The sequence below is a fragment of the Methanoregula sp. genome, from assembly GCF_049690535.1.
Taxonomy (GTDB): Archaea; Halobacteriota; Methanomicrobia; order Methanomicrobiales; family Methanospirillaceae; genus Methanoregula.
In genome coordinates, this window is sequence record NZ_JBAVMX010000131.1 from 1 (window position 1) to 24,379 (window position 24,379).

At 49.4% G+C, this 24,379-nt stretch carries 26 protein-coding genes; 19 read left to right on the forward strand and 7 right to left on the reverse strand.

Annotated elements, in window-relative coordinates:
- Window positions 1–204: 204 nt before the first annotated feature.
- Genes WCE46_RS10360 through WCE46_RS10370 form a run of 3 tightly spaced genes read left to right on the forward strand, consistent with a single transcriptional unit; the run spans window position 205 to window position 3,231 of the window.
- Window positions 205–1,494 carry a phenylacetate--CoA ligase family protein gene (locus tag WCE46_RS10360; RefSeq protein WP_424733641.1) on the forward strand — a complete coding sequence of 430 codons (1,290 nt, stop codon included), beginning with the start codon at window positions 205–207 and terminating at the stop codon, window positions 1,492–1,494.
- Window positions 1,494–2,795, forward strand: coding sequence for a phenylacetate--CoA ligase family protein (locus tag WCE46_RS10365; protein WP_424733643.1), 1,302 nt, complete (start codon window positions 1,494–1,496; stop codon window positions 2,793–2,795). Before WCE46_RS10360 ends, WCE46_RS10365 begins: the two co-directional genes overlap by 1 nt.
- Window position 2,796: 1 nt before the next feature.
- Window positions 2,797–3,231: an ACT domain-containing protein gene (locus WCE46_RS10370; protein ID WP_424733644.1), complete on the forward strand. Its 435-nt coding sequence runs from the start codon at window positions 2,797–2,799 to the stop codon at window positions 3,229–3,231.
- Between the two features lie 8 nt (window positions 3,232–3,239).
- Here WCE46_RS10370 and WCE46_RS10375 read toward each other — a convergent pair whose 3' ends face one another.
- From WCE46_RS10375 to cobT, 5 genes are all read right to left on the reverse strand, one after another.
- The gene (locus WCE46_RS10375) at window positions 3,240–4,526 is read right to left on the reverse strand and encodes a bifunctional hexulose-6-phosphate synthase/ribonuclease regulator (protein ID WP_424733645.1); all 1,287 of its coding nucleotides are present in this window, start codon (window positions 4,524–4,526) and stop codon (window positions 3,240–3,242) included.
- A 108-nt stretch (window positions 4,527–4,634) separates the two neighbouring features.
- On the reverse strand, window positions 4,635–5,141 hold the full coding sequence (locus tag WCE46_RS10380; protein ID WP_424733646.1) for a nitroreductase family protein: 507 nt from the start codon (window positions 5,139–5,141) through the stop codon (window positions 4,635–4,637).
- A gap of 55 nt (window positions 5,142–5,196) precedes the next feature.
- Complete coding sequence (locus WCE46_RS10385) at window positions 5,197–6,378, reverse strand: DUF3821 domain-containing protein (RefSeq protein ID WP_424733647.1); 1,182 nt, start codon at window positions 6,376–6,378, stop codon at window positions 5,197–5,199.
- A 164-nt stretch (window positions 6,379–6,542) separates the two neighbouring features.
- A complete protein-coding gene (locus WCE46_RS10390) occupies window positions 6,543–7,100 on the reverse strand; it encodes a GMP synthase subunit A (protein ID WP_424733648.1) in 558 nt (185 codons plus the stop codon).
- Between the two features lie 40 nt (window positions 7,101–7,140).
- A complete protein-coding gene (gene cobT / locus WCE46_RS10395; protein WP_424733649.1) occupies window positions 7,141–8,151 on the reverse strand; it encodes a nicotinate mononucleotide-dependent phosphoribosyltransferase CobT in 1,011 nt (336 codons plus the stop codon).
- A gap of 95 nt (window positions 8,152–8,246) precedes the next feature.
- On the opposite strand from cobT, the gene WCE46_RS10400 reads away from it, so the two are divergent.
- The 5 genes from WCE46_RS10400 to WCE46_RS10420 all read left to right on the forward strand — a co-directional run bounded on the left by WCE46_RS10400 (window position 8,247) and on the right by WCE46_RS10420 (window position 13,370).
- Window positions 8,247–8,681, forward strand: coding sequence for a phosphatidylglycerophosphatase A (locus WCE46_RS10400; protein ID WP_424733650.1), 435 nt, complete (start codon window positions 8,247–8,249; stop codon window positions 8,679–8,681).
- Window positions 8,678–9,391: an adenosylcobinamide-GDP ribazoletransferase gene (gene cobS, locus WCE46_RS10405; protein ID WP_424733651.1), complete on the forward strand. Its 714-nt coding sequence runs from the start codon at window positions 8,678–8,680 to the stop codon at window positions 9,389–9,391. Before WCE46_RS10400 ends, cobS begins: the two co-directional genes overlap by 4 nt.
- Before the next feature lie 728 nt (window positions 9,392–10,119).
- Window positions 10,120–11,400 (forward strand): translation elongation factor EF-1 subunit alpha, encoded by a 1,281-nt coding sequence (gene tuf, locus WCE46_RS10410; RefSeq protein ID WP_424733652.1) that lies wholly within the window; start codon window positions 10,120–10,122, stop codon window positions 11,398–11,400.
- A gap of 18 nt (window positions 11,401–11,418) precedes the next feature.
- The gene (gene rpsJ, locus WCE46_RS10415) at window positions 11,419–11,727 is read left to right on the forward strand and encodes a 30S ribosomal protein S10 (protein WP_424733654.1); all 309 of its coding nucleotides are present in this window, start codon (window positions 11,419–11,421) and stop codon (window positions 11,725–11,727) included.
- An 11-nt stretch (window positions 11,728–11,738) separates the two neighbouring features.
- The gene (locus tag WCE46_RS10420) at window positions 11,739–13,370 is read left to right on the forward strand and encodes a flippase activity-associated protein Agl23 (protein ID WP_424733656.1); all 1,632 of its coding nucleotides are present in this window, start codon (window positions 11,739–11,741) and stop codon (window positions 13,368–13,370) included.
- 473 nt (window positions 13,371–13,843) lie between these two features.
- Here the strand turns inward: WCE46_RS10420 and WCE46_RS10425 are convergent, their stop codons facing one another.
- Together WCE46_RS10425 and WCE46_RS10430 are read right to left on the reverse strand one after the other, a co-directional pair.
- A complete protein-coding gene (locus tag WCE46_RS10425; RefSeq protein WP_424733657.1) occupies window positions 13,844–14,980 on the reverse strand; it encodes a hypothetical protein in 1,137 nt (378 codons plus the stop codon).
- A 5-nt stretch (window positions 14,981–14,985) separates the two neighbouring features.
- The gene (locus WCE46_RS10430) at window positions 14,986–16,176 is read right to left on the reverse strand and encodes a tubulin/FtsZ family protein (RefSeq protein WP_424733658.1); all 1,191 of its coding nucleotides are present in this window, start codon (window positions 16,174–16,176) and stop codon (window positions 14,986–14,988) included.
- A gap of 191 nt (window positions 16,177–16,367) precedes the next feature.
- On the opposite strand from WCE46_RS10430, the gene WCE46_RS10435 reads away from it, so the two are divergent.
- The 11 genes from WCE46_RS10435 (at window position 16,368) to WCE46_RS10485 (ending at window position 24,374) form a co-directional block, all read left to right on the forward strand.
- Window positions 16,368–17,594 carry an NAD(P)/FAD-dependent oxidoreductase gene (locus WCE46_RS10435; RefSeq protein ID WP_424733659.1) on the forward strand — a complete coding sequence of 409 codons (1,227 nt, stop codon included), beginning with the start codon at window positions 16,368–16,370 and terminating at the stop codon, window positions 17,592–17,594.
- Window positions 17,594–18,310, forward strand: coding sequence for a glycosyltransferase (locus tag WCE46_RS10440; protein ID WP_424733660.1), 717 nt, complete (start codon window positions 17,594–17,596; stop codon window positions 18,308–18,310). The genes WCE46_RS10435 and WCE46_RS10440 overlap by 1 nt, the downstream gene beginning before the upstream one ends.
- Window positions 18,294–19,268, forward strand: a complete 975-nt coding sequence (locus WCE46_RS10445) for a lysylphosphatidylglycerol synthase transmembrane domain-containing protein (RefSeq protein ID WP_424733661.1) — start codon at window positions 18,294–18,296, stop codon at window positions 19,266–19,268. Before WCE46_RS10440 ends, WCE46_RS10445 begins: the two co-directional genes overlap by 17 nt.
- A complete protein-coding gene (locus tag WCE46_RS10450; protein WP_424733662.1) occupies window positions 19,243–21,258 on the forward strand; it encodes a DUF2298 domain-containing protein in 2,016 nt (671 codons plus the stop codon). Before WCE46_RS10445 ends, WCE46_RS10450 begins: the two co-directional genes overlap by 26 nt.
- A 150-nt stretch (window positions 21,259–21,408) precedes the next feature.
- Window positions 21,409–21,777 carry a 50S ribosomal protein L7Ae gene (rpl7ae, locus tag WCE46_RS10455; RefSeq protein WP_424733663.1) on the forward strand — a complete coding sequence of 123 codons (369 nt, stop codon included), beginning with the start codon at window positions 21,409–21,411 and terminating at the stop codon, window positions 21,775–21,777.
- Between the two features lie 9 nt (window positions 21,778–21,786).
- The gene (locus WCE46_RS10460; protein WP_012106229.1) at window positions 21,787–21,996 is read left to right on the forward strand and encodes a 30S ribosomal protein S28e; all 210 of its coding nucleotides are present in this window, start codon (window positions 21,787–21,789) and stop codon (window positions 21,994–21,996) included.
- A 5-nt stretch (window positions 21,997–22,001) separates the two neighbouring features.
- Window positions 22,002–22,193, forward strand: a complete 192-nt coding sequence (locus WCE46_RS10465) for a 50S ribosomal protein L24e (RefSeq protein WP_424733664.1) — start codon at window positions 22,002–22,004, stop codon at window positions 22,191–22,193.
- Window positions 22,194–22,199: 6 nt separating this feature from the next.
- Window positions 22,200–22,652, forward strand: a complete 453-nt coding sequence (gene ndk / locus WCE46_RS10470) for a nucleoside-diphosphate kinase (RefSeq protein ID WP_424733665.1) — start codon at window positions 22,200–22,202, stop codon at window positions 22,650–22,652.
- Between the two features lie 47 nt (window positions 22,653–22,699).
- Window positions 22,700–23,350 (forward strand): MarC family protein, encoded by a 651-nt coding sequence (locus WCE46_RS10475; RefSeq protein WP_424733666.1) that lies wholly within the window; start codon window positions 22,700–22,702, stop codon window positions 23,348–23,350.
- The gene (locus tag WCE46_RS10480) at window positions 23,350–23,550 is read left to right on the forward strand and encodes a hypothetical protein (RefSeq protein WP_424733667.1); all 201 of its coding nucleotides are present in this window, start codon (window positions 23,350–23,352) and stop codon (window positions 23,548–23,550) included. The genes WCE46_RS10475 and WCE46_RS10480 overlap by 1 nt, the downstream gene beginning before the upstream one ends.
- 26 nt (window positions 23,551–23,576) lie before the next feature.
- Window positions 23,577–24,374, forward strand: a complete 798-nt coding sequence (locus WCE46_RS10485) for a nitrilase-related carbon-nitrogen hydrolase (RefSeq protein ID WP_424733669.1) — start codon at window positions 23,577–23,579, stop codon at window positions 24,372–24,374.
- Window positions 24,375–24,379: the final 5 nt, after the last annotated feature.

Sequence of the window (24,379 nt, forward strand, 5' to 3'; positions counted from 1 at the left end):
GTGTTCACCGCTGGACCCTGATGGGAAATTAAGCCCATTTCGGCCTTGGATTGAGGGGCGAGACCGTATGTCTGAAGGCAGGGCGGTTTTATCCCATAATGGGTGGGATAATTGAGAGAAGTACTGGGGATATGAATGATGAGGTATAAAGGATATGACGTGCCACAGATATAGTGTCATGCAATAGCATAACAGGTGTTGCGGATGTTCTGGGACAAAAAAATGGAAACGCTGAAGCCCGCGGATCTCCAAACTCTTCAGCTTAAACGCCTGAAAAAAACCCTTCACGCTGTACAACAGGTTGAATTTTACAAAAAGCAGTTTAACCATGCCGGAATAGCGGTATCTGATATCAAAACACTTGATGATATCCAGAAACTTCCCTTCACGAAAAAACAGGATCTCCGTGACGGGTATCCCTTCGGATTTTTTGCAGTTCCGACGCGGGAGATTGTAAGAATCCACACGACATCCGGGACCACCGGAAAACCTACGGTTGTGGGATATACTCATCGGGATCTGGATACATGGGCGAACCTTATCGCCCGCAATATGACGATGATTGGTCTTGGAGAAAACGACGTATTCCAGAATATGGTTAACTACGGGATGTTCACCGGAGGACTGGGTTTTCATTACGGCGCAGAAAAAATCGGGATGACCGTTATTCCGAGCGCGACTGGAAATACCCGCAGGCAAATTGAAATGATCCGCGATTTCGGAGTTACAACTATCCACTGTACACCAAGCTATGCAATGCATCTTTCAGAAGTCGCCGAAGAAATGGGCGAATCCCTTGAAAGTCTGAAAACCGGTATTTTCGGTGCTGAACCCTGGTCAGATACTATGAGAAATACCCTTGAAAAACGCCTCGGACTTACGGCGTACGACTCGTATGGCCTGAGCGAGCTTTTTGGCCCGGGGGTCGCATTCGAATGTCCCGAGCGGGATGGCCTCCATATATGGCACGACAGTTACCTTGTCGAAATTATCAACCCGGAAACCGGGGAACGTCTTAGTGAGGGGGAACGGGGGGAACTTGTTGTGACACCCCTTGTCAAGGAGGCTATGCCACTCATCCGCTATCGGACCGGTGATGTCACTTCGTTCATGGAAGACGGTTGTCTCTGTGGCAGATATAAAAAGATTTCACGGATTACCGGAAGGAGCGATGATATGCTGATTATCCGTGGTATCAACGTATTCCCTTCTCAGATCGAACACGTGCTGCTCAGGATCCCGGAAGTAGGCAATCAATTTATGGTATATATTGACAGAATTAATCATCTGGATGAGATGACGGTGGAAGTTGAGATCAACAGGAGCCATTTCAGCGGGGAACTTGCAGATCTCGCAAGGATTCAGAAAAAAGTGGTAAAAGAACTGCATGACACCCTTGAGCTGAGAACTACGGTAAAACTGGTCGAACCAGGTTCGCTGCCCAGATTCGAGGGTAAAGCCAAGCGAGTTATTGACAGACGGGGGGATATCTGATGCAGCTCTGGGATCCGAGGATTGAAGAACTGCCAAAAGTGGATCTCCGGAAGATGCAGTATAAATTATTAAAAAGTCTCATATGCCGGCTCTATAGTTTCTCTCCATTTTATCATGACCGTATGAAAGAGCAGAAAGTCCATCCGGATGATATCAGAGAATTATCGGATGTCACAAAACTTCCGTTTATGTTCAAGGGGGATCTTCGGGATAATTATCCCAACAAGATCTTTACGGCCACCCAGGAAGAACTCGTACGATATCATGTCTCCTCAGGGACGACGGGGAAGCCCACGGTGGTAGGATACACCCAGAAAGATATCGACATCTGGAGTACGTCACTTGCCAGGGGACTTACCGCGATTGGTCTTGGCAGAGGCGATGTCATCCAGGTCAGTTATGGGTACGGTCTGTTTACCGGTGGCCTTGGAATGCACTACGGGGCAGAGCGCATCGGTGCAACCGTGCTCCCGACAAGTGTCGGGAATACCGAGCGCCAGATTGAACTGATGCAGGATCTCGAAGTAACGGCAATCGCATGTACCCCCTCATACCTGCTGCATATCGGAGAAGTTGCAGAAAAGATGGGAATCGATATCAGAACGGACACACACCTCAAAGCAGGGATTCTCGGGGCCGAACCCTGGACAGAGGGCATGCGTACCAGGATTGAAAACTGGCTGGGGATCAAGGCCTATGATATCTATGGAACAAGTGAACTCTCCGGGCCGATGTTTACGGAATGTGCCGAACAGAATGGATTCCATATATGGTCGGATATAGCGCTCGTGGAGGTTATCGATCCAAAAACCGGTGAACAACTCGAACCCGGAGAAAAAGGTGAGCTTACCCTCACGATGCTACAGAAAGAGGCGTTGCCGATGATCCGTTACCGTATCGGAGATATCTCATCGGTTGAAGAAGACATCTGTCAGTGCGGCAGGACGCACCCGCGGATCAAAAGGATACAGGGACGCGTGGACGATATGCTGATTATCAGGGGCATCAACGTATTTCCATCACAGGTTGAGTACACCCTGATGTCAATTCCCGAAGTTGGTCAGCATTTCCAGATCGTTGTTGACCGAACTGGCGCACTGGATAACATGCTCATAAGAGTTGAACTGACCAAGGGATCATTCAGTGACAAGATTACAGATCTGATGCGTATCCGACAGCAAGTAGAACACCGACTCAGGAATGCGCTGAACGTCGCCGTGGACGTCGAACTTGTGGAGCCGGGATCATTACCACGGTTTGAAGGGAAATCCAAGAAAGTAATTGATAAGAGGGCGTTATAACATGGACACGAAAAAGTATGTCATTAAACAGATCTCGATCTTCTCAGAAAATCGCCCGGGCAGACTGGCATCGGTCGCCCAGGCACTGGGCGAAGAGAGTGTCAATATCCTTGCATTCAGCATTGCTGAAGCAAACGGATTTGGTGTTATCCGGGCACTGGTAGATCACCCGGAAAAAGCGTATGAAAAATTGTCCTCGCTTGGTTTCAACGTCGCATTCACTGATGTGATCGCCGTTCAGATGAAAGACAAACCCGGCGGACTCTTTGAGATAGCAAAGGTTCTGGGAGACGCCGGCATCAATATCGAATATTCTTATGCATATTCGGGCAAAAAGGCCGCGGTACTCATCCTCCGCGTCGATCAGGTAGATGATGCAATTGAAAAAATCCTTTCATCGGGTTCCATTCTGCTGGAGCGTACGGTCTTTCATTAAAATCACACTCATTTCTTTTCCCATTTGCTCAGTTCCGAAACTACTGACAGTGTACTGCCCCGACGGATCTCCTCACGGATCCTTGCTTCGGTTTTTTTGACTTCAAGCGCTCTGCGGGCAACTTCATATGCCCGTTCGCGGGGGATCACCACAACACCACTTTCATCCCCTACGATCCAGTCCCCCGGATGAATAGAGTGGCCGCAGCACTGGATCTCTGCATTAATCTCTCCGAATCCCTTGGGCTCTCCGGCATTGGGCACGATGGCCCGGGCAAACAGGGGAAACTTCATTGAACGTATGTCATCGATATCGCGCACAGCCCCATCAATCACGACACCGGCGATCCCTTTTTTCGTGCAGCTTAATGTTGCCAGTTCTCCCCATGGCGCAACATGAACGCAGCCATCATTATTAATCACAATAACACTGCCAGGTTCTGCAATCTCAATTGCTTCGACCGGTTTTGCCCAGTCACCTGCAATAGTATGTACTGTTACGGCCTTACCTGCCAGTTTCACATTGCCGCAGAAAGAGACCAGCCCCGGGAGCGCACCCTTCCGGTGCATCGCGTCGCTGATGTTAGGTGTTGACACCTGCATAAAAAGCGAATGAATCTCTTCATCCAGACTCATTTTTTCCGTGGACTGAAGGGAGGGTGCATCTAGAGATTGGCGGATTAATGTTGTCGATCCGGTTACATCGGCAGAGCGGGCGATACAGCCGCCAACGATCACAATATCTGCCCCATAACACACGGCTTCACCTGCAGTTGCTGCATCAAGTCCACCTGCAACCGCAACCGGGATATAAATTTCTTCCCGAATATCTTTGAGAAGAGAGAGGGAGGACTTACCGATCATCTGCTGATCGATCCCCACATGGGCGGCAATGATATCCACACCCATACGTTCAAGCGTGCGTGCTCGGGAAACGGGGTCTTTGACATTGATCAGGTCTGCCATCAGTTTTGTCCCGTACAACCGACTGGAGCGCACGGCTTCTGCAATAACGGCATCATCTGCGTCTGCAAGAATACAAATAATACTGGCCCCGGCTTTTGCTGCCATCTCGACTTCCATGGTACCGGTGTCTGCAATTTTCATATCCGCCACAATGACAGTATCCGGAAACTGCTCGCGTAAGGTTCGGATAGCCTGCATTCCTTCGCTCTTGATGAGCGGGGTTCCGGCTTCAATCCAGTCCGCTCCCCCGGCCAGTGCCTCGTGTGCGATTTGCACGGCCCGTTTAAGTTCAAGAAGATCAAGTGCAACCTGCAGAACCACCTTTTTCATAAATAATGATGGGATGCAGGGGATGCTTAAGGATTGCGAGGTCAGAAAATCTATGTGATGTCAAAATAGTCTGATGAAAAACAAGGGGGAAAATATGGATAGGGGGAATTATGCCTGCACGAATCTGTCAAAAAATACCACGTTCTTTGTGTCTTTTTTAGAGGTAAGAGAAATATCCTGTGGCAATCCTGCGGGAACCAACGCTACAAGAGTATATTTCTCCGGCACATTCAGGAGTTTGCGAACGGCATCCGCATATTCTTTTTTATCCCCGGCAACCCAGCAGGATCCCACACCATTGGCCTGCAGTCCGAGGATCAGGTTCTCAGTGGCGGCGCAACAATCTTCCAGATAATATTTGGCATTACGCTCACCAAAAACAGCAAAACACACTACAGCGTCTGCAATGAATTTTCCGTGGTCTGTGAGATCTGCAATTTTTTCAAGCAGGTCCTTTGTGCGTATTACGCCAATTAGCCACGGCTGAAAGTTCATAGCGGTTGGTGCATGAACCGCACATTCAACGGCATCATGGATGAAATTTTCATCAACCAGATCCGGTTTGAACTTCCGCACACTGTGACGTCCTTTGATAACTGCGGTTACAACATTCATACATCGGTATGGAGAAACAACGGATAAAAATGTTATGTACATCGGGAAAAACAGGTTAATGCTGTTTTTTAAGGATAGTAACAGCAGCGAGAGAACAAAGTGAAATCAAGGTCAGAATTGCACCAAATCCCCCTGATTTTGTGGTAGTTGGTTCCACTGACGTGGGTGAATTAGAAACAGTAGTCACTGGCAGGGTTGTTGCGGCAACAGAGGGCGTCGTGGCAATATGAGTTAGTGGAGGAGCTGTGGGGGTTGGGGTGATCGTGGTCGTGACGATTATGGGGGTTTGTGTTGGAGAGGTAATAGCACTCTGGGTTGTCTGACTTGTTGTAGGAACATTCACGGAGATTAATGGATTCTGATCCTGATCGAGGAGACTGGTTTGCTCGCTTATTGTCTTACCGGTTACATCGTAATTATCCTTCATACTGTTCGCATCGCATTCGGCCCATATTGTATATGACCCTACGGGGTAAATGGCATTGCCGGTATCCCATATCGGGGTGGTTAAATAATAGAACGGCGAGGTTGTTACACCCACATTTTCAAGGGTCGTTGGTGTTCCAGCATCATTAACAAGGGCAGAATAAACACCTCCATTAGGGGACTGAACTTTTATCGTTATTGGAACGGGAGTACCTCGTTGAGTGGATATTACATTGAGGTTGGTATCGATCCTGAACCGGATATCGTCCCCACGGGGAACCCACTGGTTGGTGACATCGACATTCACCGTTGTATCTTCTACCCGTACAGCCAAGGAGGGGTCGGCAACAATAAAGGCGACGCCATCCGGCTTCCCCTGGGAAGTGAGCCGGTACCACACGCCGGTATATTGCCCAAACGTTGAAGGAGCAACTGAAAATGGCGATGTTGCCGGAACTAACTGAGCGGGAGAAGTTGTGGTTATTGCCGCACCTGATGCCCACCAGCCAATCTGCGTGTCAGTCCCCATTGCACCAGCTATGTTGAGATTCTGCTCACCGATGAATACCGTGTTTCCCTGAGAAATTGTAGTAATATCCGCCATCGCTGGCACCACAAGAAGGAATAACAAACCCAGGAATAGCAGTCCGCGTGAAACAGTTCTCTCTATCATAATCACCCATTCGATTTTGGTTGTAAAAAAACTGACGTCCCGTACCAGGTAATTAGAATGATGAATGACAGCCCCTGTCTGAAAAAATGAAAACTCGGGACTTCTCCGTATTCTCCTCCATAAGCTGTGAACGACCATACCTCCCGATACATGGGAAAAACAAATATCTACCGGAGATGCAGTCCCGCCCCCATCAGGAAAAAATGGAGGGATGAGGTTACTTTTTTTGCGGACAATGAAAGGACCCCGGGGGGTCACCAGATCGTAAGAGAGCAGATTTCAAAAAGTATCGTTGATTACTGTTACCAGTCATTACATATCGCGTTGAAATTCTCGTAAACTTTTTTCCCGTCAAGCGTATGGCTTACCTCAGGATGCCACTGAAGACCGTAAATCTTTTTTTGAGGACACGCAATGGCCTCCACCTCACAGATACCGGAACTGGCAAGCAAGGTAAAACCTTCTGGTATCCTGCTTACTTCGTCAGCGTGCGATGCCCAGACCGGAATTTTTTCAGGATACCCTGCGAGGATATCATCGTGATGGGAAATGCTGACTTCAATCGATCCATAACCCCCGGACTTCCCCGGATGAACATCGCCGCCAAATTTTTTCGCAATGATATGAAGACCAAGACAGATCCCAAGAACAGGGAGCCCCAGATCCAGATATTCAGTACATGTCCCGGCACGCTCGATTGAAGGACCGCCGCCGAGAATAATTCCACGATATCCTGCCGCAATCTCCTCTTTGGGGGTCGTGTTGGGAACCAGCGCCACTTCGATATCCAGATCTCTCAGTGCCCTGTGTATCAGATGGTTGAACTGCCCATAATTATTGACTACGCAGATGGGAAGCATTGTTCTCAACTAATTATGATAAAATGAGTATTTAGCCTGATCAGCTGTACGCCCGGACCGTCTCAATGATCTTTTTCTGGATCTGATCCTGAGTGAAACCCATCATATAGGCCATAAACATCGCCCCGCCAGCCCCGGTACCTTCCTTAACCTCCCCGTGGCAGTACCTGGCCAAGCCCTCATGTCCCAATTCATCAAATCCGGGATCGACACAGTACAAATGAACCCCCATCATCCCGGCAAGTTCCTGCACATTCGCGGTGCGGTCTTCCCTTACATATATCGTCGTTGCAACCGCAGGCATGGGGCCGTTCATCGCCTTGATCACACTGCATACTGCAAGCATCTGGGTTCCTCCTGCAAGGACCAGCGTCCCGGTATAGGTCCGGGCAATACCCGCTGCAACCGGAATCATCGGGTCTCCAACAGATCGAATTATATCGAGAGGTTCCGTAACCTTCCTGCCAGAAATTTCCTTCAGAACCTGACAACAGAACGATTCTTTCTGGCTGACCGGATTCTGAACAAAACTACTGCTGACCGTGGCAGGATATCCGAGAGCACGGAGGACACAGAGCGCGGTCGTTGTCCCGCCGGGCACACATTCACCCAATACGAGCAGCTCGCTTGACCATGAAAGGATCTTGCCGATCTCCTGACCATGGAGAAAAAGGTCCTTTGCCAGAGGCACGGCATCACCATTCCGTGGATCCTTGCCAACCTCACCCAGCGCATCAAGATAGGGGACCGTCAACGAATGTTTTAACCCTGCATTGATAAAGAGCGGGGGAACACCGGTCAGTTCTATCATTGCCCGCGTAATGGACGCGGGGGTGGGGCAGCCGGTCGGAGTATTTGGTTTGAGCGGCAGGCTGGTGATACGGCCCCTTGTTACCAGTTCGGCATCAAGATTGGGAGTCAGAAGAGTTTTTTCCGGAGTCGGACCGGCCCCGGAGAGACCCGGTATGGTGGAGATCATTGTATTCCCAAGGATTACACAAAACATGGGTTTTTTACACGCAAAGACCGGGGTACCCGAAAGGAATGGCATGTGTACTCAAGTCATCTCTTATCCATTATGTTTGAACATATCGGCATATCGTGTCATAACTCTCTAATAGAGGATACCCCCATTACATTTCTAAAATGTTTGAGATCGAAGAACGTCTGGAAAATAAGGGAATCACGATCGATGCCATAGTAGAGGCTGCCATGGGACTCTACGTCTCCCATGGGCTATCCGAAGAGCAGGCGTCCATGATTATAAAAGCAAAAATACAAAAAAACCTTCAGGATCCAAACGTCTCCTCGCTGCTTCTTGGTGCTGTGCTACTCGAAGAAGAGCTCTACGAAAAACGCAAAAATTCGGAAATTGCTGAAGACCCGGTCTTTTTATTGAGCGATGAGATCATCGGGATGGCCATTGCTGAATGCATCGGTGGGACGTATGCCCGGTTCGAGTTCACCAGGTATGACCAGAAAAAGCCCGGCATCCTCGCCACCCTGGGTCCATTCCTTGATGATGCCGTAGCTGGCCTGATCGCAGGATGCACATCTCGCCTTTACAGTGAATGCGTATGAGACCGGTTCAATCGCTCTTACAGTTTACAACAATACTCCCGCTGGGAAAGCCACAGGATTTTGAGCTTTTCGCACGCCATTCTTGGATCTACCCGGTTGCAGGATACGTCATTGCGGCCCTGGTCGCAGTGCCGGTATATTTTATTACGGATAAGACACTTGCTGCAGTGATTGCTGTCGCAGGAGTCATAATCCTGTCAGGTGCACATCACTTCGATGGCCTGCTTGATTTCGGCGATGGGTTGATGGCGCATGGGGATCATGAGAAAAGAATCCGGGCACTCACTGACAGGTACGTGGGGGCCGGGGGTATTGCGGCCGGGCTTGTTATCACCCTTCTGCTCTTTGCCAGTCTTCATGCAGCAGCATCCATTATTTCGGCACTGGTTATTGGGGAAGTCTGTGCGAAATTTTCCATGGTCTTTCTTACATCGTACGGGACACCATTCAAAGAGGGAATGCACAGTTACCTCCACCGGTTTGCCCGGCCCTACTTCCCATTCCTGTCGCTTCTTCTGTGTATTCCACTTGTTTTTCTTCCGGTAACTCCTTTCCAGCTGGCAACCGCAGGAATCGTCATGATCCTGTGTCCTACATTCCTCCTTGTGGTATCCGAAAAACTGTTCGGAGGAATCAATGGGGATGTAGTCGGAGCTGCAAATGAGATCACCCGGGCACTGGTTATTGTTGCGCTGGTACTGGTGGCCTGACCACGAACGTACTTTCCTGTCCCAGTACGGTCAACAAGAACTACCTGCACTCACTCATGATCGATGTTTACGTATCATTGGTCACTCAAAAGGGGGGATCATCACGGATCGGCATACACAGGATGTATTGGAATGTCAATATACTCTACCCGTCGCCGGTTTAATCACATGAGTGAAAATGCATGGAATAGCCGCCATTGCATAAAGGTTTGGAAAGGATTATGCCAATTTATAAACAAAATGCAGCAACAACCGTCTATAGATCTGCCTAATATAATTTTTGAAAACCCTCGTTTTTATCATCGTCACATTCGACAGATATGCCGTCCCGTACCAGCGTATTGAACATCATTGCAGCATTCATGAGCGTTTCATCAGCAGCGCCCCGTTGGCGTATCTCATTGAGCGCTTTTAATTGAGGTGATGGAGACAGACGGGTTCCTGTCCGGATACCCTGACAATGCCTGCAGTACGCGCATGAACTGTACACCGATACAGGGCGCCCGGCACAATCAACAGTCACCCGGTTTTTTGTTGTGTCCCGCTGGAATGGTAGTGTCTTCATACAGAGAGAATATTCAAACATAAGATATGAGAATATCGATATGGATTTCCACCTGAAAAAACGGTAGAGGGAATCGAAATACTTTAAATAGATGCGTCTCATATATGTAATACTCGCATAGACAGACGGTATGCGGACAATTACTACATGGGAGGAACATTTAATGGCAGCTGATAAGCCCCACATGAATCTGGCTGTTATCGGACACATCGACCACGGAAAGTCAACCACCGTTGGCCGGATGATGTTCGAGACAGGTGCAGTACCTGCACACATTATCGAGGCCTACCGAAAGGAGGCTGAATCGAAGGGTAAGGCGACTTTTGAATTTGCATGGGTCATGGATAACCTCAAGGAAGAGCGTGAAAGAGGTATTACCATCGATATTGCGCACAAGAGATTCGATACCGCAAAGTATTACTTCACGGTCGTAGACTGCCCCGGGCACAGAGATTTTGTCAAGAACATGATCACCGGCGCATCACAGGCTGATGCTGCGATCCTTGTCGTGGCAGCTCCTGATGGTGTCATGGAGCAGACCAAGGAACACGTATTCCTTGCCCGTACCCTTGGCATTACGCAGATCATCATCGCCATCAACAAGATGGATGCTGTAAAATACGATGAGAAGCGTTTCAACGAAGTCAAGAAGGATCTTTCGGAACTCATCAAAATGGTCGGGTACAAGCCCGAAGAGACACTTTTTATCCCGGTCAGCTCGCTTCAGGGCACCAACATTAAGGTAAACAGCCCTGAAACCCCGTGGTACAAAGGGCTCCCGTTGATTTCGGCGCTGGATACCTTCAAAGAGCCGTCAAAGCCAACTGACAAACCGCTCCGCCTGCCAATTCAGGATTGCTACAGCATCAGCGGTATCGGAACGGTGCCGGTAGGCCGTGTCGAAACCGGTGTCATGAAGAAAGGTATGAAGGTTTCATTCATGCCGGCAAACAAAGATGGTGAAATCAAGTCCATCGAGATGCACCACGAAGAAATCCCTCAGGCAGTACCCGGGGATAACGTCGGATTTAACGTCCGTGGTATCGCCAAGGGCGACATCCGCCGTGGCGATGTCTGTGGCCCCGCTGAACAGCCCCCGACCGTTGCAGATGAATTCACTGCACAGGTTGTCGTGCTCCAGCACCCAAGTGCAATCACCGTTGGTTACACGCCGGTCTTCCACTGTCATACAACCCAGACAGCATGCACATTCATCGAGCTCAAGAAGAAACTCGACCCGCGCTCTGGCCAGACCAAGGAAGAGAACCCCACATTCCTCAAGACCGGGGACGCGGCTATCGTCCAGATTAAGCCAACAAAACCCATGGTTATAGAGAATGTCAAGGAACTCCCGCAGCTGGGCAGATTTGCCGTCCGTGATATGGGAGCAACAATTGCCGCCGGTATGTGCATCGCAATCCAGCCGAAACAGATGATTAAATAATTTTTTGGAGTGATCATTATGCAAAAAGCCAGAATTCGCCTGACAGGTACAGATTTCAACAAAGTTGAAATGGTCTGTGACAGGATCCGTGAGATTGCAGAACGCACAGGAGTGAATCTGGCTGGACCCATCCCACTCCCGACAAAAAGACTCGTTGTACCAATACGTAAAAGTCCAGATGGGGAAGGAACAGCAACATTCGATCGCTGGCAAATGCGTGTCCACAAGAGACTTATTGATATTGACGCAGATGAGCGTGCACTCCGCCAGTTGATGCGGATTCAGGTTCCAAAGGATATCGGTATTGAGATCGTATTAGAGAGTTGAAGGTGCGGTACGTGGAGAAATCCGCCTCTTTTACCGATAACATAAAACACATTTTTACGTTTGAGCGGGTTTTTCTCTTAATCTTACTCCTTACAATTATCCTGAGATTCTGGCAACTGGATCTCAAATTATTCCATCATGACGAAGCTATCCATTCATGGTTTTCTTATACACTCCTGACAAAAGGGACATGGGTTTATGACCCGAGTTATCATGGTCCGTTCCTCTATTATGTCACTGCCGGGATGTTCTCGGTTTTTGGCGCGTCTGACCTCGTAGCACGATTGCTGCCGGCATTATTCGGGACGCTGCTCGTACCACTGGTCTACTTTATTTACCGGCTTGGGTATATCACGAAAATACAGACGCTTCTGGTGGCACTGTTTCTTGCCATTTCTCCAGATATGGTATATTTTTCCCGGTTCCTCCGTCATGATATCTTCATGCTTTTTTTCACGATGCTCCTCCTTGTCGCACTGCTCTATTATTTTGAGCGTGGGCAGCTGCGGTATGTTATTATCGCGGCGATAGCAACCGGGGGAGCGCTTTGCTGTAAAGAGGAGATGCCGATCATACTGTTGATCTTTATCTCGTTTTTCGGATATTCAATATGGAAAAAACGCATCCATCTGCCCCCCCAATGGAAACAGGATCTCCTGATCGGATTGTTGATCATTATCGGGATTCTGGTTGCCCTCTATTCAGCATTTGGGATGCATCCGGAGACATTGGTCGGACAAAATTTCCAGATAAATTCAACCGGATGGTACCAGGCAGTTGATCACTGGGTCGCCATGTCTGACGAACAGCGTCTGGGAGGCCCGTTCTACTTCTACATCCCATTGTATTTGCTGTATGAACTACCGATCTTCCTTCTTGCGATACTGGGAACTCTGCTGTTCATATTCAAAGACATAAACCTAATTCTAACCTTCAAACGCCTGAAAAACGGGCTGTTGACCCGGCATTTTGAACTGTCAACAAAAGATCTCGCTGCAACAAGCCTGACCCAACTCAAATCCTCTAAAACAGTCAATGCGCGATCAGACTTCTTTTTCCAGTTCTGTATTTACTGGATGATCCTGACCATGGCATTTTATGCGTATGTTGGTGAGAAAGTGCCATGGCTGATCATCCACCAGTTGCTCCCGATGAGTTTTGTTGCCGTATACAAACTCAACTGGCAGAAGATTGTATTTGCCCTTATAGGCTGCCTGTTTCTGGCCCTGATGACCTGGCACGTCGCATTTGTCCCTGCAGATATAAACGAACCGATTGTTCAGGTACAGAACTCAGAGGATCTCAGGGACGTCATGAATATAATGGATAATTCCAGTCAGGTGGTCCTCGCATCAAAGGATTACTGGCCGCTGCCCTGGTATTACCGGGGCGATCGGTGGAATAAGATCGTATTCTACGGCCAGGTAGAAGATGAAAAGACCCTGACCGAAAACCATCCGGGCGTGATCATCCTTCACGATACAGAAAGTTATCCATCTCTGCCGGGATATGATAAAAAGACCTACAAACTCGATTACTGGTTCTCATTCTATGATAATGATAACCGGCTCCTTGATTATTATATTCACCGCGATGGAACGATGGGGAGTATTAACCTCGATGTTTTCACACCGCAACAGTGAAAAATTACATTTTTATGAGAGATTGTGCAGTTTATGGGCCATTAAAATTAGTATATGGAATTATTTTGAAAACGATCTGCCCAAGGATCTAATTAAAAACTGCGGTGAAACAGGTTGGATCTGTTGATGCAGGTTAAGATAAACACCATTATTTGTCATTTTTTAAAAACGGTTCCTCGGCACTAGACATACCGACCGCCAACAACCCGATCCTGTACAGCAAACCAGTAGTAACGTTCCCTGTAGGAAAAATGGGGAGACGTGAGATCTTTTCAACAAACAGCGCCGCTTTTGATGGCAGCTGCAATTGTTTTTTTGGATGGCCGGATTGGAGCGGCACATCTCGTGAAAGAGAATGATGCTACCAGTCCCGTTACAGAGTATAAGACCAGAAAGCGGAATGATCCAGACCACGTGCCGGACACTCATTCTGATAAAAGTACTGAAAATTCGTATAAAATAGAGGGGGGGAATCAGCCCAGTTCATCCCAGCGGGAGCGTTTACGGTAGATGATAATTCCGACAATAATTAACACAACAGTTATCACACCAACAACAATAATAAGGACACTGGAACTGAAGATTGAACCAACTGAACCAAGGCCCGCAAAAGGATTCCAGGTGGCCTCTACTGCGGCTTGGAACGTAAGCGCATCATTGTATGATTGATTTCCTTGGGTATATGCCTGTTCAGCTTTTGAGCGTGCCGACGCATAGTTGCCGTTGGTCACGAAATCGTTTGCTGCCGAAATATAACTCACGGCGATTTCCCGTTCGGTTATAACCGTAGATAAACGCGCATCATTCGCAGTACTTGAGTTACCCTGGAAATACGCAATCAACGCATCAACGTTATTTACCGGTCCCTGTGCAGTAGCGATCTCTGATTCTGCCCAAGCTTTGTCAAGAAGAGTCTCACCATCAGAAATTGTGGAGGCCGCGGTAGTGAGATCGTTTAATGCAGTAGTGTACTGCGTAGTGGGCAGAGACTGGGCCTGAGTAATCTGTGTTTGGGCATCGTTGTATTTGGCTTCGGCTGCAGAGGTATCGATGTCCATTGCAGCTTTTTCATCAATATCTGTCCTGAACTGGCTGAGCTGTGAATTCGCATTCGCAATAGCAGTCGTGACATCATTGGTATTGACGACCAAGGTGCTCAGTGTATACGGCGTATTACCCAGATTGCCATTTGAATCTACTTCATTAATCTGGACGAGGGTCTGATTTGAGGTCTGGGTAACCGTCGGTGCTGTCCCTTCGAGGGTTACTCCAACCGATACATCGTCACCGGATTTATAGTTCAGTAAAAAACTATTGATAGTTACGGTCTTTGACGATGCCCCGGTAAGTCCGTTCGCAACACCGTTCACATTTATAACATAAGACCATTTTGGATTGTTCAACTGAGTGTACATCTGGAGAGAATTGGACTCTGTCGACCCGCTGGCCATTTGTATCGTAAATGAAAGATCAACGGTCGTCGAAGGTACCAAGGTACCGCTCGGGCTTACCGTCAGCGAGTTCACTGTATAACTTGCCACGGAAACGGCAGGCACTATAATTAAAAACAGGGCAATAATCCAAACCAATCGCTTCAATCTCTTCATCATCAACCTCATTCGAACAATGGTTCGATACCTTCCTCAAACATATTGGATTTCTTCTCCTTGGATTTAATAACCTCTTCTTTTGTTTCCTTTGCAATATCAAGAAGTTCCTTGATCCTGGGTGCATTGCCAACAGTTGCAAGCATCACAACCGCTGCGACATACTCGCTGTTTACCGGGTAGTCTCCTCCTCTCACCTCGACACCAGCGATATTCTCTTCCACCCAGCTCTTGGCTTTTTCAACCCCCTTTCGATCCATCTCGTCAGGAGGTCCGGCTATGAGGACCAGCGCACGTTCGGCAGTTGAATAATCACAGGGCAGAGTAAGACGGCCCAGCATAGCCCGGCGGACAAGGCCCACAATCTTTGCTGACCGGTCTTCCCCCATGAGTACTTCCTCGTTTGCCTCCTTCTTGCCACCAAATGTATCCTTAATGTTCTCCTTGAGGCCCCCAAGGATTCCCCGCTGCTGCTTGGTGCGTTTACTAAGCACATCACTGATCGCATAACCAACTGAGGTGATGCCCCCCCCACGTAGGGTGTTGATAATCTCGCTTGAATCCACCACCATCTCACCAACACCCATCCGGCTGACTTCACCAGCACGGAAGAGGATGGCAAATCTCCGGACTACTTCATTGTTGAGGCGCTGGAATGCACTTTTGACACTCTCTCCTTCGTTTTTCCACGCACTGTTGTCAAAAATGAATGTGTTGTCAGCTTCGTTTACCAACGTCGTAAGACTGCGAGCTGCATTGTACGAATAGAGCCGCCCTTCTTCCGGGGCCGGAATAATACCCAGTGCGTATACCGGCTCCCGGTAAATCCTTTTCAGGTGGCGTGCAAGGACCGGAGAACCCCCGGAGCCGGTACCCCCTCCAAGTCCAGCAACAATTACAAACGCATCGATGTCGTGTGTTCCACGGGTATCGACCGCATTGATGATGCTGTCGATTTCATCTGCAGTAACCCTAGCACCGGTCACATTGTCGGTCCCTACACCATGGCCTTTTACCAGAGTCTGCCCGATGAGGAGGCGATCTTTCATCTCGATATTTTTGAGGCCCATCAGGTCAGTCCGTGCGGTATTAACGGCAATGCCCCGGAAACTGTTGGTCCCGAGCTTCTTGTCCTGTTCGATGAACATGTCGACAATCTTGCCTCCTGCCTGACCAAATCCAATAAAAAATACCCGCATCTGGTTACACCATCCAATGGGCTAACGGATTAGTATTTCTTTTAATTCTTTTAAGTCCTTTGTTTTAAGAACTTTAAATTCGACAATACAAAAACTTTCTTATAAATTCCCGCCTAGCCCGTCACAATTTTTTATGTGGGTTACGGAGCCTTTTTCATATGATCCCGGACAAATAATACCAGTAACATACCATGAAAATCGGAATACTCGGGGGGGGGTTGTGTGGGCTTGTTGCGGCTCATGCATTGTCCGGTGAGGACGAGATTGTCCTTTTCGAGAAGATGCCATTTCTTGGGGGCTGCCTCTCATCATATCACATTGATGATTATTGGATCGAGCGGTATTATCATCATTGTTTCTCTGATGACAACCAGTTATTTTCCCTCATACGGGATCTGGGATTGTGGGAGCGACTTGAGTGGCATGCAGGTAGTACCGGCTATTTTTCCCGGGACACGATTTACCCCCTTACAACACCACCACAGATCCTGCGTTGGCCGGAACTTTCGCTCATCGATAAGGCAAAACTTGCATGGCTCACCCTGCATGCAAAAAAAATAGATCTTCTTTCATTGGATGACATACCAGCCGAGACTTATATCCTCGATCATCTCGGATCCCGTATCTATTCATCATTCTTTGAACCCCTGCTCAAGAGTAAATTCGGAAAGAACCGAAGCAAGGTGTCTGCAGCCTGGCTTATCAGCCGTATAGCAATCCGGTCAAACCGCGGCGTATCCGGCGAACACCTTGGATATCTGAACGGGGGGTTTCACCAGATTATTGACGGGCTCGAAAGATCGATTATGAGTAAAGGGGGGAAAATCAACCTGCAAAACCCGGTCACATCAATCTCCAGAAAGGATGGCTGTTGGGAGATCAACGGGGAGAGTGTGGATGCAGTTTTGTCCACGATACCCCCGCAGGAACTCGGGAACATCACGGGTTTAATGATGCCGGAGATCCCGTACCAGGGTGCTGCCTGCATGACTCTTGGGATCGAACGTGACGTCAGCCAAGGGGTATACTGGTTGAACATGAAAGATGAGGGGCCGTACGGAGCGGTGGTGGCCCATACTAATTTAGTCCCACAGGAGCGTTACGGCGAGCATATCGCTTATCTTGCTTCGTATTTCAGCGGTACTATTCCCGCACGGCTCGACCAGAAAATGCGGGAAGACTTCTGTTCCCGGTTTGGCATAATGGAAAAGGAGATCCACTGGAGCCGGATGGCGGTCGATCCGTGGGCGGGCCCTGTCTATACGACCGGTTATCGGTCCCTTATCCCTGCATATGAAAAACATGGTATCTATATCGCCGGGATGTTTTCCGAGGAAAATTATCCCGAGCGAAGTATGGAAGGCTCGGTCAGAGCAGGCTGCCGGATTGCCGGATGCATTCAGAAGAAGGACCACTGATGGCTACCCCTGAAATCACTGCAATCATTCCGGTCTTCAATGACCGGCCTGCACTCGAACGTGCAATTCCTGAATCTCTCAAAGCCCTTTCCAGGATCACGGAAAATTTTGAAGTGATTGTGGCCGAGGATGGGAGTTCTGATGGCAGTGCAGAATTTGTCCGACAATATGAAACAAAATCCACTCATGTGAAACTACTGCATTCCGATATACGTCAGGGTCGGGGAAAGGCGCTTAACCGGGCGATAAGGAATGCGCAGGGTTCAATTGTCTGTTATTATGATGTCGATCTCGCAACCCGTATGAAGCATCTCCCGGATCTCATCGACGCAATACGAAAGGGGGCCGATATCTCGACCGGATCCCGCCTCCTTCCCGAAAGCGACATCCGGCGTACCGGGGGACGAGAGATTGCAAGCCGTTCGTATAATTTCCTGGTACGGCACATCCTTGGCAGTCGCCTGTTCGATCACCAGTGTGGATTCAAGGCATTCAACAAGGCGCGTATAATCCCTGTGCTCCCATCCATACGATCAAACCACTGGTTCTGGGATACAGAACTTCTGGTCAGGGCACAAAGACTTGGCTATACGGTACATGAATTTCCCGTTCAGTGGCGTGCAGGGAAAGGAACAACCGTCCGAATAAAGGATGTCTTTGGGATGGGATCGGCAATCCTGCGTCTCTGGTGGCAAATCCATGTATCGAAAAATTAGTGCAATCCTGATCCCAACTCTGATTGCTGTTGGGATCATCGTATATATGCTCTATAAGGTCTGGGACGAGTTGCTTACCGCACTCCAGCATATTGTTCCCATCTATCTGGGAATAGCGATAGTGGTCTGCTTAGCCGCATGGTGGATGCGGGGATGGCGGTATCAACGGATTCTCCTCGGTCTCAATTACCGGATCAAGGTTGCCGTGACCACGGCCTGCGTTTTTATCAGCCAGACCGTCAACCTGATCGTTCCCGCCCGTTTGGGCGATTTTGTCAGGATATTCATTCTGAAACACGATTATAAGACAACATACTCTGAAGGGATCTCCTCGATTGTGGTGGAACGAATCTTTGATATTATCGCCATCTCTGTTCTCGGGGTAGTTTCCCTTTGGTTTATCCCCAATGTGCCGTCATGGTTTAAGCTGGTAATCATTGTGCCACTCGCACTTGGCTTTGGATTTTTTATCTTCCTGATCGTTGTTGGGAACCTGACGACACAGAACCGGTACGTCAGGTATATTCTCACAATGTTTGAAGAGATCAGGCGTGCATCGTTATCATTACGCTCAATTATCATCCTCGGAGTATCCTCCCTGATAATATGGATGATCGATATCCTTGTCTGTTTTTTTGTCGTCAGGATGTTCGAGCAACAGATCCCCTTTGCGGTGATTGTTCTCGCTATTGTTATTGGGAACCTCGTAAAAGCAGTCCCGATAACACCAGGCGGGATCGGAACCTACGAAATTGCCGTAGCAACAACATTTTTTGAGATCGCTGGCGTCGCTTATGCTGTAGCATTCCTGATCGCTGTTGTTGATGACCTTATCAAGAATCTGGTCACGCTTGCCGGGGGCGTCATTTCCATTTATTATCTTGGTGACTGGGTAATTCCAACGATAAAATCGGCAATTAATTCAAAACTTAATGGAGGTAAGACACCTGACACCTGAATACCAGATCCTGTCAGTGGCAAGTTGGCTGCTGGTTATTACATTTCTGCAGTTTTCGCTGTACCCTTCACTCAAAAGGATCCTGCTGCAGTACGCATTTCCTGCTGCGTTTGCAGCTTCACTGCTTATTTTCACGGTTCTTACATGGTACTGCGGCCTCGCCAAAACCCCCGTTCAGCTGGCCATCATACCGTTTATCCTGCTTTTTGTGTATAATATCTACCGACGCGAGTACATTTTTTCTGAGATCAAAAAAGAGTGGCATTGGGAACTTATATTTCTCATCTTTTTCTTCCTGATGCTCACGGTCAGGTTTGTTAATCCGACAATTTCCTACGCAGAGAAGTTCATGGACCACGGATTTCTTGCATCCGTGATGTTAAATCCGGTAGTACCACCCCTCGATCCATGGTTTTCCGGGGGTACGCTGAATGTGTATTACTATCTGGGTTACTGGATTTTTGGCTGCCTCGGTATCGTGAGCGGGGTTCCCTCGAACATCGCGTTCAATCTCTCCCTGCCGACGGTTCTTGGAGTTGCTGCCGTAACCGTGTACGCAATCGGCACGCTTCTTCTCGACCGGTTCCGCTGGCTGCCGTTGCTCCTCTTCTTCATTCCCAATCCTTCGCTTTTTTACCAGCTCTTCACAGGAAGCAGTATCAGTTCTGCGCTCTGGAACAGCACCCGCACGATCACCAACACCATCAACGAGTATCCCCTTTTCTCGTTTACCTGGGGGGATCTCCACGCCCACGTCATCTCGATATTTAACCAGGTATTTTTGATCTTCCTCCTGCTATACCTGTACAAATACTGGAACACTCTCGAATCAAGGGCTAAATGGATAGTATGTGGCCTCGCCGCACTCAGCCTCGGCTCCACGCCGCTGATCAACACATGGGATGTGCTCATATATGCACCGATTACAATCATCTTCGCCACCCTGATTATCCTGAATTGCAGGAAAAAAGGACAAGGGATCTCATCGTGGGGCCAGCTGATTGCAATCCCCCCCCTTGCCATTCTCGTTTACCTCCCCTTTTACCTCATGCTCCAGACGAGCACGGGAGGGATTGGAATCGTAAAAACGCCTTCAGATCCATTCCAGTTCCTGCTCGTGAACGGCTGGTTTATCGCCATATTCCTGCTGCTCCTCATAAAAGACATACGACAGCGGCCGTACCTTTTGCTTATGGCAGTGCCGTTTATCCTTGCAGGGTATACTGCCGCAGCAATCGCGGCCATTCCCCTTATCTACTTTATTGCAAAAAAGGAGCATGACCTCCCGGACATACTTGCCATTTTAGGACTTTTGCTCCTCATTGTCGTTGAATTGTTCTATCTCAAGGACAATATGGGGGACACGTATTTCCGGATGAACACCGTTTTTAAGTGCTACCTTCCCGCATGGATCATCCTTGGCATCAGTACGTTTGCAATGGTCGGAGCATGGATTGCCCGGCCCGGGCGCATACCGGTGATACCTGCAAAGAAAAGTGCATTCCTTGCCATGCTCGTAATTGGCATCCTGTTTATTACGCCTTTCGCGGTTCCCTTGGATCTTAACTACGGAGGCCGTACACTTGACGGGCTTGCTTACCTCGATACCACGCACCCGGGCGATGCGGGAGGTGTCGCATACCTCAGGAACCTGACCGGAAACGAAATCCTCGTTGAGGCGGAAGATGGAGACTATACATATTATTCCAGAATCTCATCGTTCACCGGTATCCCGACGATCATCGGCCAGCCTTTCCACGAGTTTATGTGGCGCGGGGACACCACAGGCTGGTACAGCACCCGGCCTGCCGATATCAGATCAATCTATGAAGATCCGGATCAGACGGTTTCCCTGATGAAAAAGTACAATGCAACCCTTCTCTATGTCGGGGATTTAGAGAGGGAGACATATAACGTAAGTCTGCCGGCCACCGGGCTTGAACGAGTGTACTCTGACAGCGGCACTGACATCTACCGTCTTTCCGGGTGATGCGCACCGGTCCGGATGTGCAAGGTACCGGGCCATGAGTGCGGTCGCCGTTCACAAACCTTTATTTCTCCTCCTGATGAAATGATATGGCTGCATCACTGCTACTGATGAGTAATGAAGGGGCAATCAGGCTCCTGAATGAGGTGAGTTATGGTAAAAAGCTACGTTAAGACCGAGGCTCCCGAGGAGCTCCAGAACAAGGCGCTTGAAGCCCTTGAAGTTGCAAGAGACACCGGAAAGATCAAGAAGGGTTCAAACGAGGCAACAAAAGCCATAGAACGCAGTGCCGCACTGCTTGTTTTAATCGGCGCTGACGTCGAACCCGCAGAGATCGTCATGCACCTCGCACCACTGTGCGATGAAAAGAAGATCCCGTATATCTTCATCAACAAACAGAACGATATCGGTGCCGCAAGCGGCCTTGATGTCGGCTCTGCCGCCGCAGCGATCGTCAAGCCCGGCAAGGCAAAAGAAGTGATCGAGGATCTCTCCAAGCAGTTGGTTGCCATAAAGGCATAAGGTGTAATTATGGCAGACGACGCAACGCCCGCTGAAGTCATCGAGGTCGTCGGTTCCACCGGTATGCACGGGGAAGCGATGCAGGTCAAATGCCGGATCCTTGATGGCAACAACAAGGGGCGCATAATTACCCGCAACACGGTCGGCCCAATCCGGGAAGGAGACGTTATCATGCTCCTCGAGACCGAACGCGAGGCAAAGAAACTGTCGAGGCGGTGAACCACATGGTCGAACAGCACATCTGCAGTTTCTGTGGTACACAGCTTGAGCCGGGCACCGGCAAGATGTTCATTAAAAAAGACGGTACTATCTTCTATTTCTGCAGCACGAAGTGCCAGAACAACCACAAGCTGGGCAGGGTTCCCCGCCGGGTTGAATGGACTGCGGCAGGACAGAAAGGTTCGAAGAAGGAGTGATCTTATATGGATCGCACCTTTGTGATGGTCAAGCCTGACGGAGTCCAGCGTGCCCTTGTCGGCGAGATCGTCTCCCGGCTTGAGGCAAAAGGCCTCAAACTCGTGGCAGCCCGGTTCGAGAAGCTGCCCGAGGCACGGGTCACCGAGCAGTACAAGGAACATCTCTCAAAACCGTTCTTCCCGTCCTTAAAGACCTATATCATGGGAGGTCCGTGCTTCCTCATGGTATGGGAAGGCAGGAATGTCGTCGCTATCGTCCGTAAGGTGATCGGTGCGACAAACCCGCAGGAAGCGGCACCCGGCACTATCCGGGGCGATTTTGGGATCGATATCGGCAGGAACGTGATCCACGCCTCCGATTCTCCCGAGAGTGCCGCACGCGAGATCAGTATTCATTTCAAAACCGCAGAAGTATTCGCATACACCCGGATCGATGAATCCGTGTTATACGAGTACTAATCTTTTTTACCATAATCTCTATTAGCCATAAGCACAGTCTCTTCTTCATGGCCGGCGATCTGCTCAGCTTCACCCTGCTGTGCCTCTCTTCCCTTATCATTATCGTCAACCCGCTGGGTGCGACGCTGACTTATGTATCCCTGACCGCAAACCTCGAAAAGCCGCTCAAGATGCAGATCGTCCGCGATTCCTGTATGATTGCCCTTCTGATTCTCATCCTTGTGGGCATCGCAGGGACGGTGATCCTCCAGGTCTTTGGGATCTCTCTTGAGGCGTTCCGTATCGCCGGCGGTATCCTGCTCTTTGGGATCGGCATGGAAATGGTGTACGCAAAGACCTCCCGGACCAAGCTTACGGCAACTGAAAAATATGAATCACGGGACAATGAGGATGTCGCTGTGATGCCCCTTGCCATACCCATGATCGCCGGGCCCGGGGCGATCACCACCACCATTGTTCTCACAAACGAAGCCACAGGTATGTCCACTCTTGCGTGGCTTGTGATCTTTGCGTCGATCGGAATTGCGATCGGGATCACCTATTTTATGATGCGGCACGCAGACTATATCATACGCAAGGTCGGCCAGCGGCAGTACCGGGTGATCACCCGAATGCTTGGTATGCTGCTCATTGCCATTGCCGTGCAATTTGTGATCACGGGAATAAAAACAGCGTTTCCGCTGCTGGGGGGATCATAATGTCTGAATGGGATATTACAACAGTTGGCCTGATTCTTGTCGGGTGCAGTATCATTGCGGTAGGGCTCATCATAGCTGCCATGCTCCTTGGGGTTCTCCAGGCATTTATCCCGTTCCTGCTGCTTACGGCGATCGTACTCGTCGTAATGGGTGCCGCTGTAATCCTTTACGTTGACCGGAAATGCAGGCATGAGACCTGATTGGGATTTTTTTTAGAGGCCGGCTGATGCGATGCTGCAGCGCCCAGATCACTGGGGTCTGGGAATCCCCGAAACTGACGATTGAAAAAGTTGAGCAGGTTTTTTGCGAGGCAGCCCGGGCCGGGGCTGCATTGATCTCCTTTCCCGAGCAGTTTGCAACCTGCTGGGACCCCGCATCGGATAAAAACAGAGAGGATCTCACCGGCACGACAGTGACCGGGCTCAGGAGACTGGCAGAGAGATACTCAATCGCCGTTGTCGGATCGTTTCGCGAAGCGTTCACGCCAAAACCGAGGAACACGTCCATCGCTATAGGGAGCAACGGCGAGATCCTTGCAACGTACGCCAAGATCCACCTTTTTACGCCCGGCGGGGAAGATCGTGCGTTTACACCGGGAACCGGGCTTGCAACCTTCACGTTAGAGGGCGTGCATTTCGGTCTTGCAATCTGCTATGACCTCCGTTTCCCGGAGATCTTCGGGCTGTACCGGCGCAAAGGAGTACACGCGGTCATTGTTCCCGCTGCCTGGCCGGAAAGCCGGCTCCGGTACTGGGAACTTTTCATCCAGTCCCGGGCAGCGGAGAACCAGATGTATATCGCCGGTGTGAATACGACAGGCACGAATCCTGTAGATCGATATGCCGGTGCGTCCATGACTGCTGATCCCAGCGGGAATATCATTGCCAGGGTAGGCAAGGGAACCGAACTATTGTATTATGAGATTAATCCCCATGTTGCGGAAGCTGCCCGCCACGACTTTCCCGTAGAAAACGACCGGAAGGACATGTTGTATGCTTCACTCATGAGAGAAAAAGCAAATTAACTCCC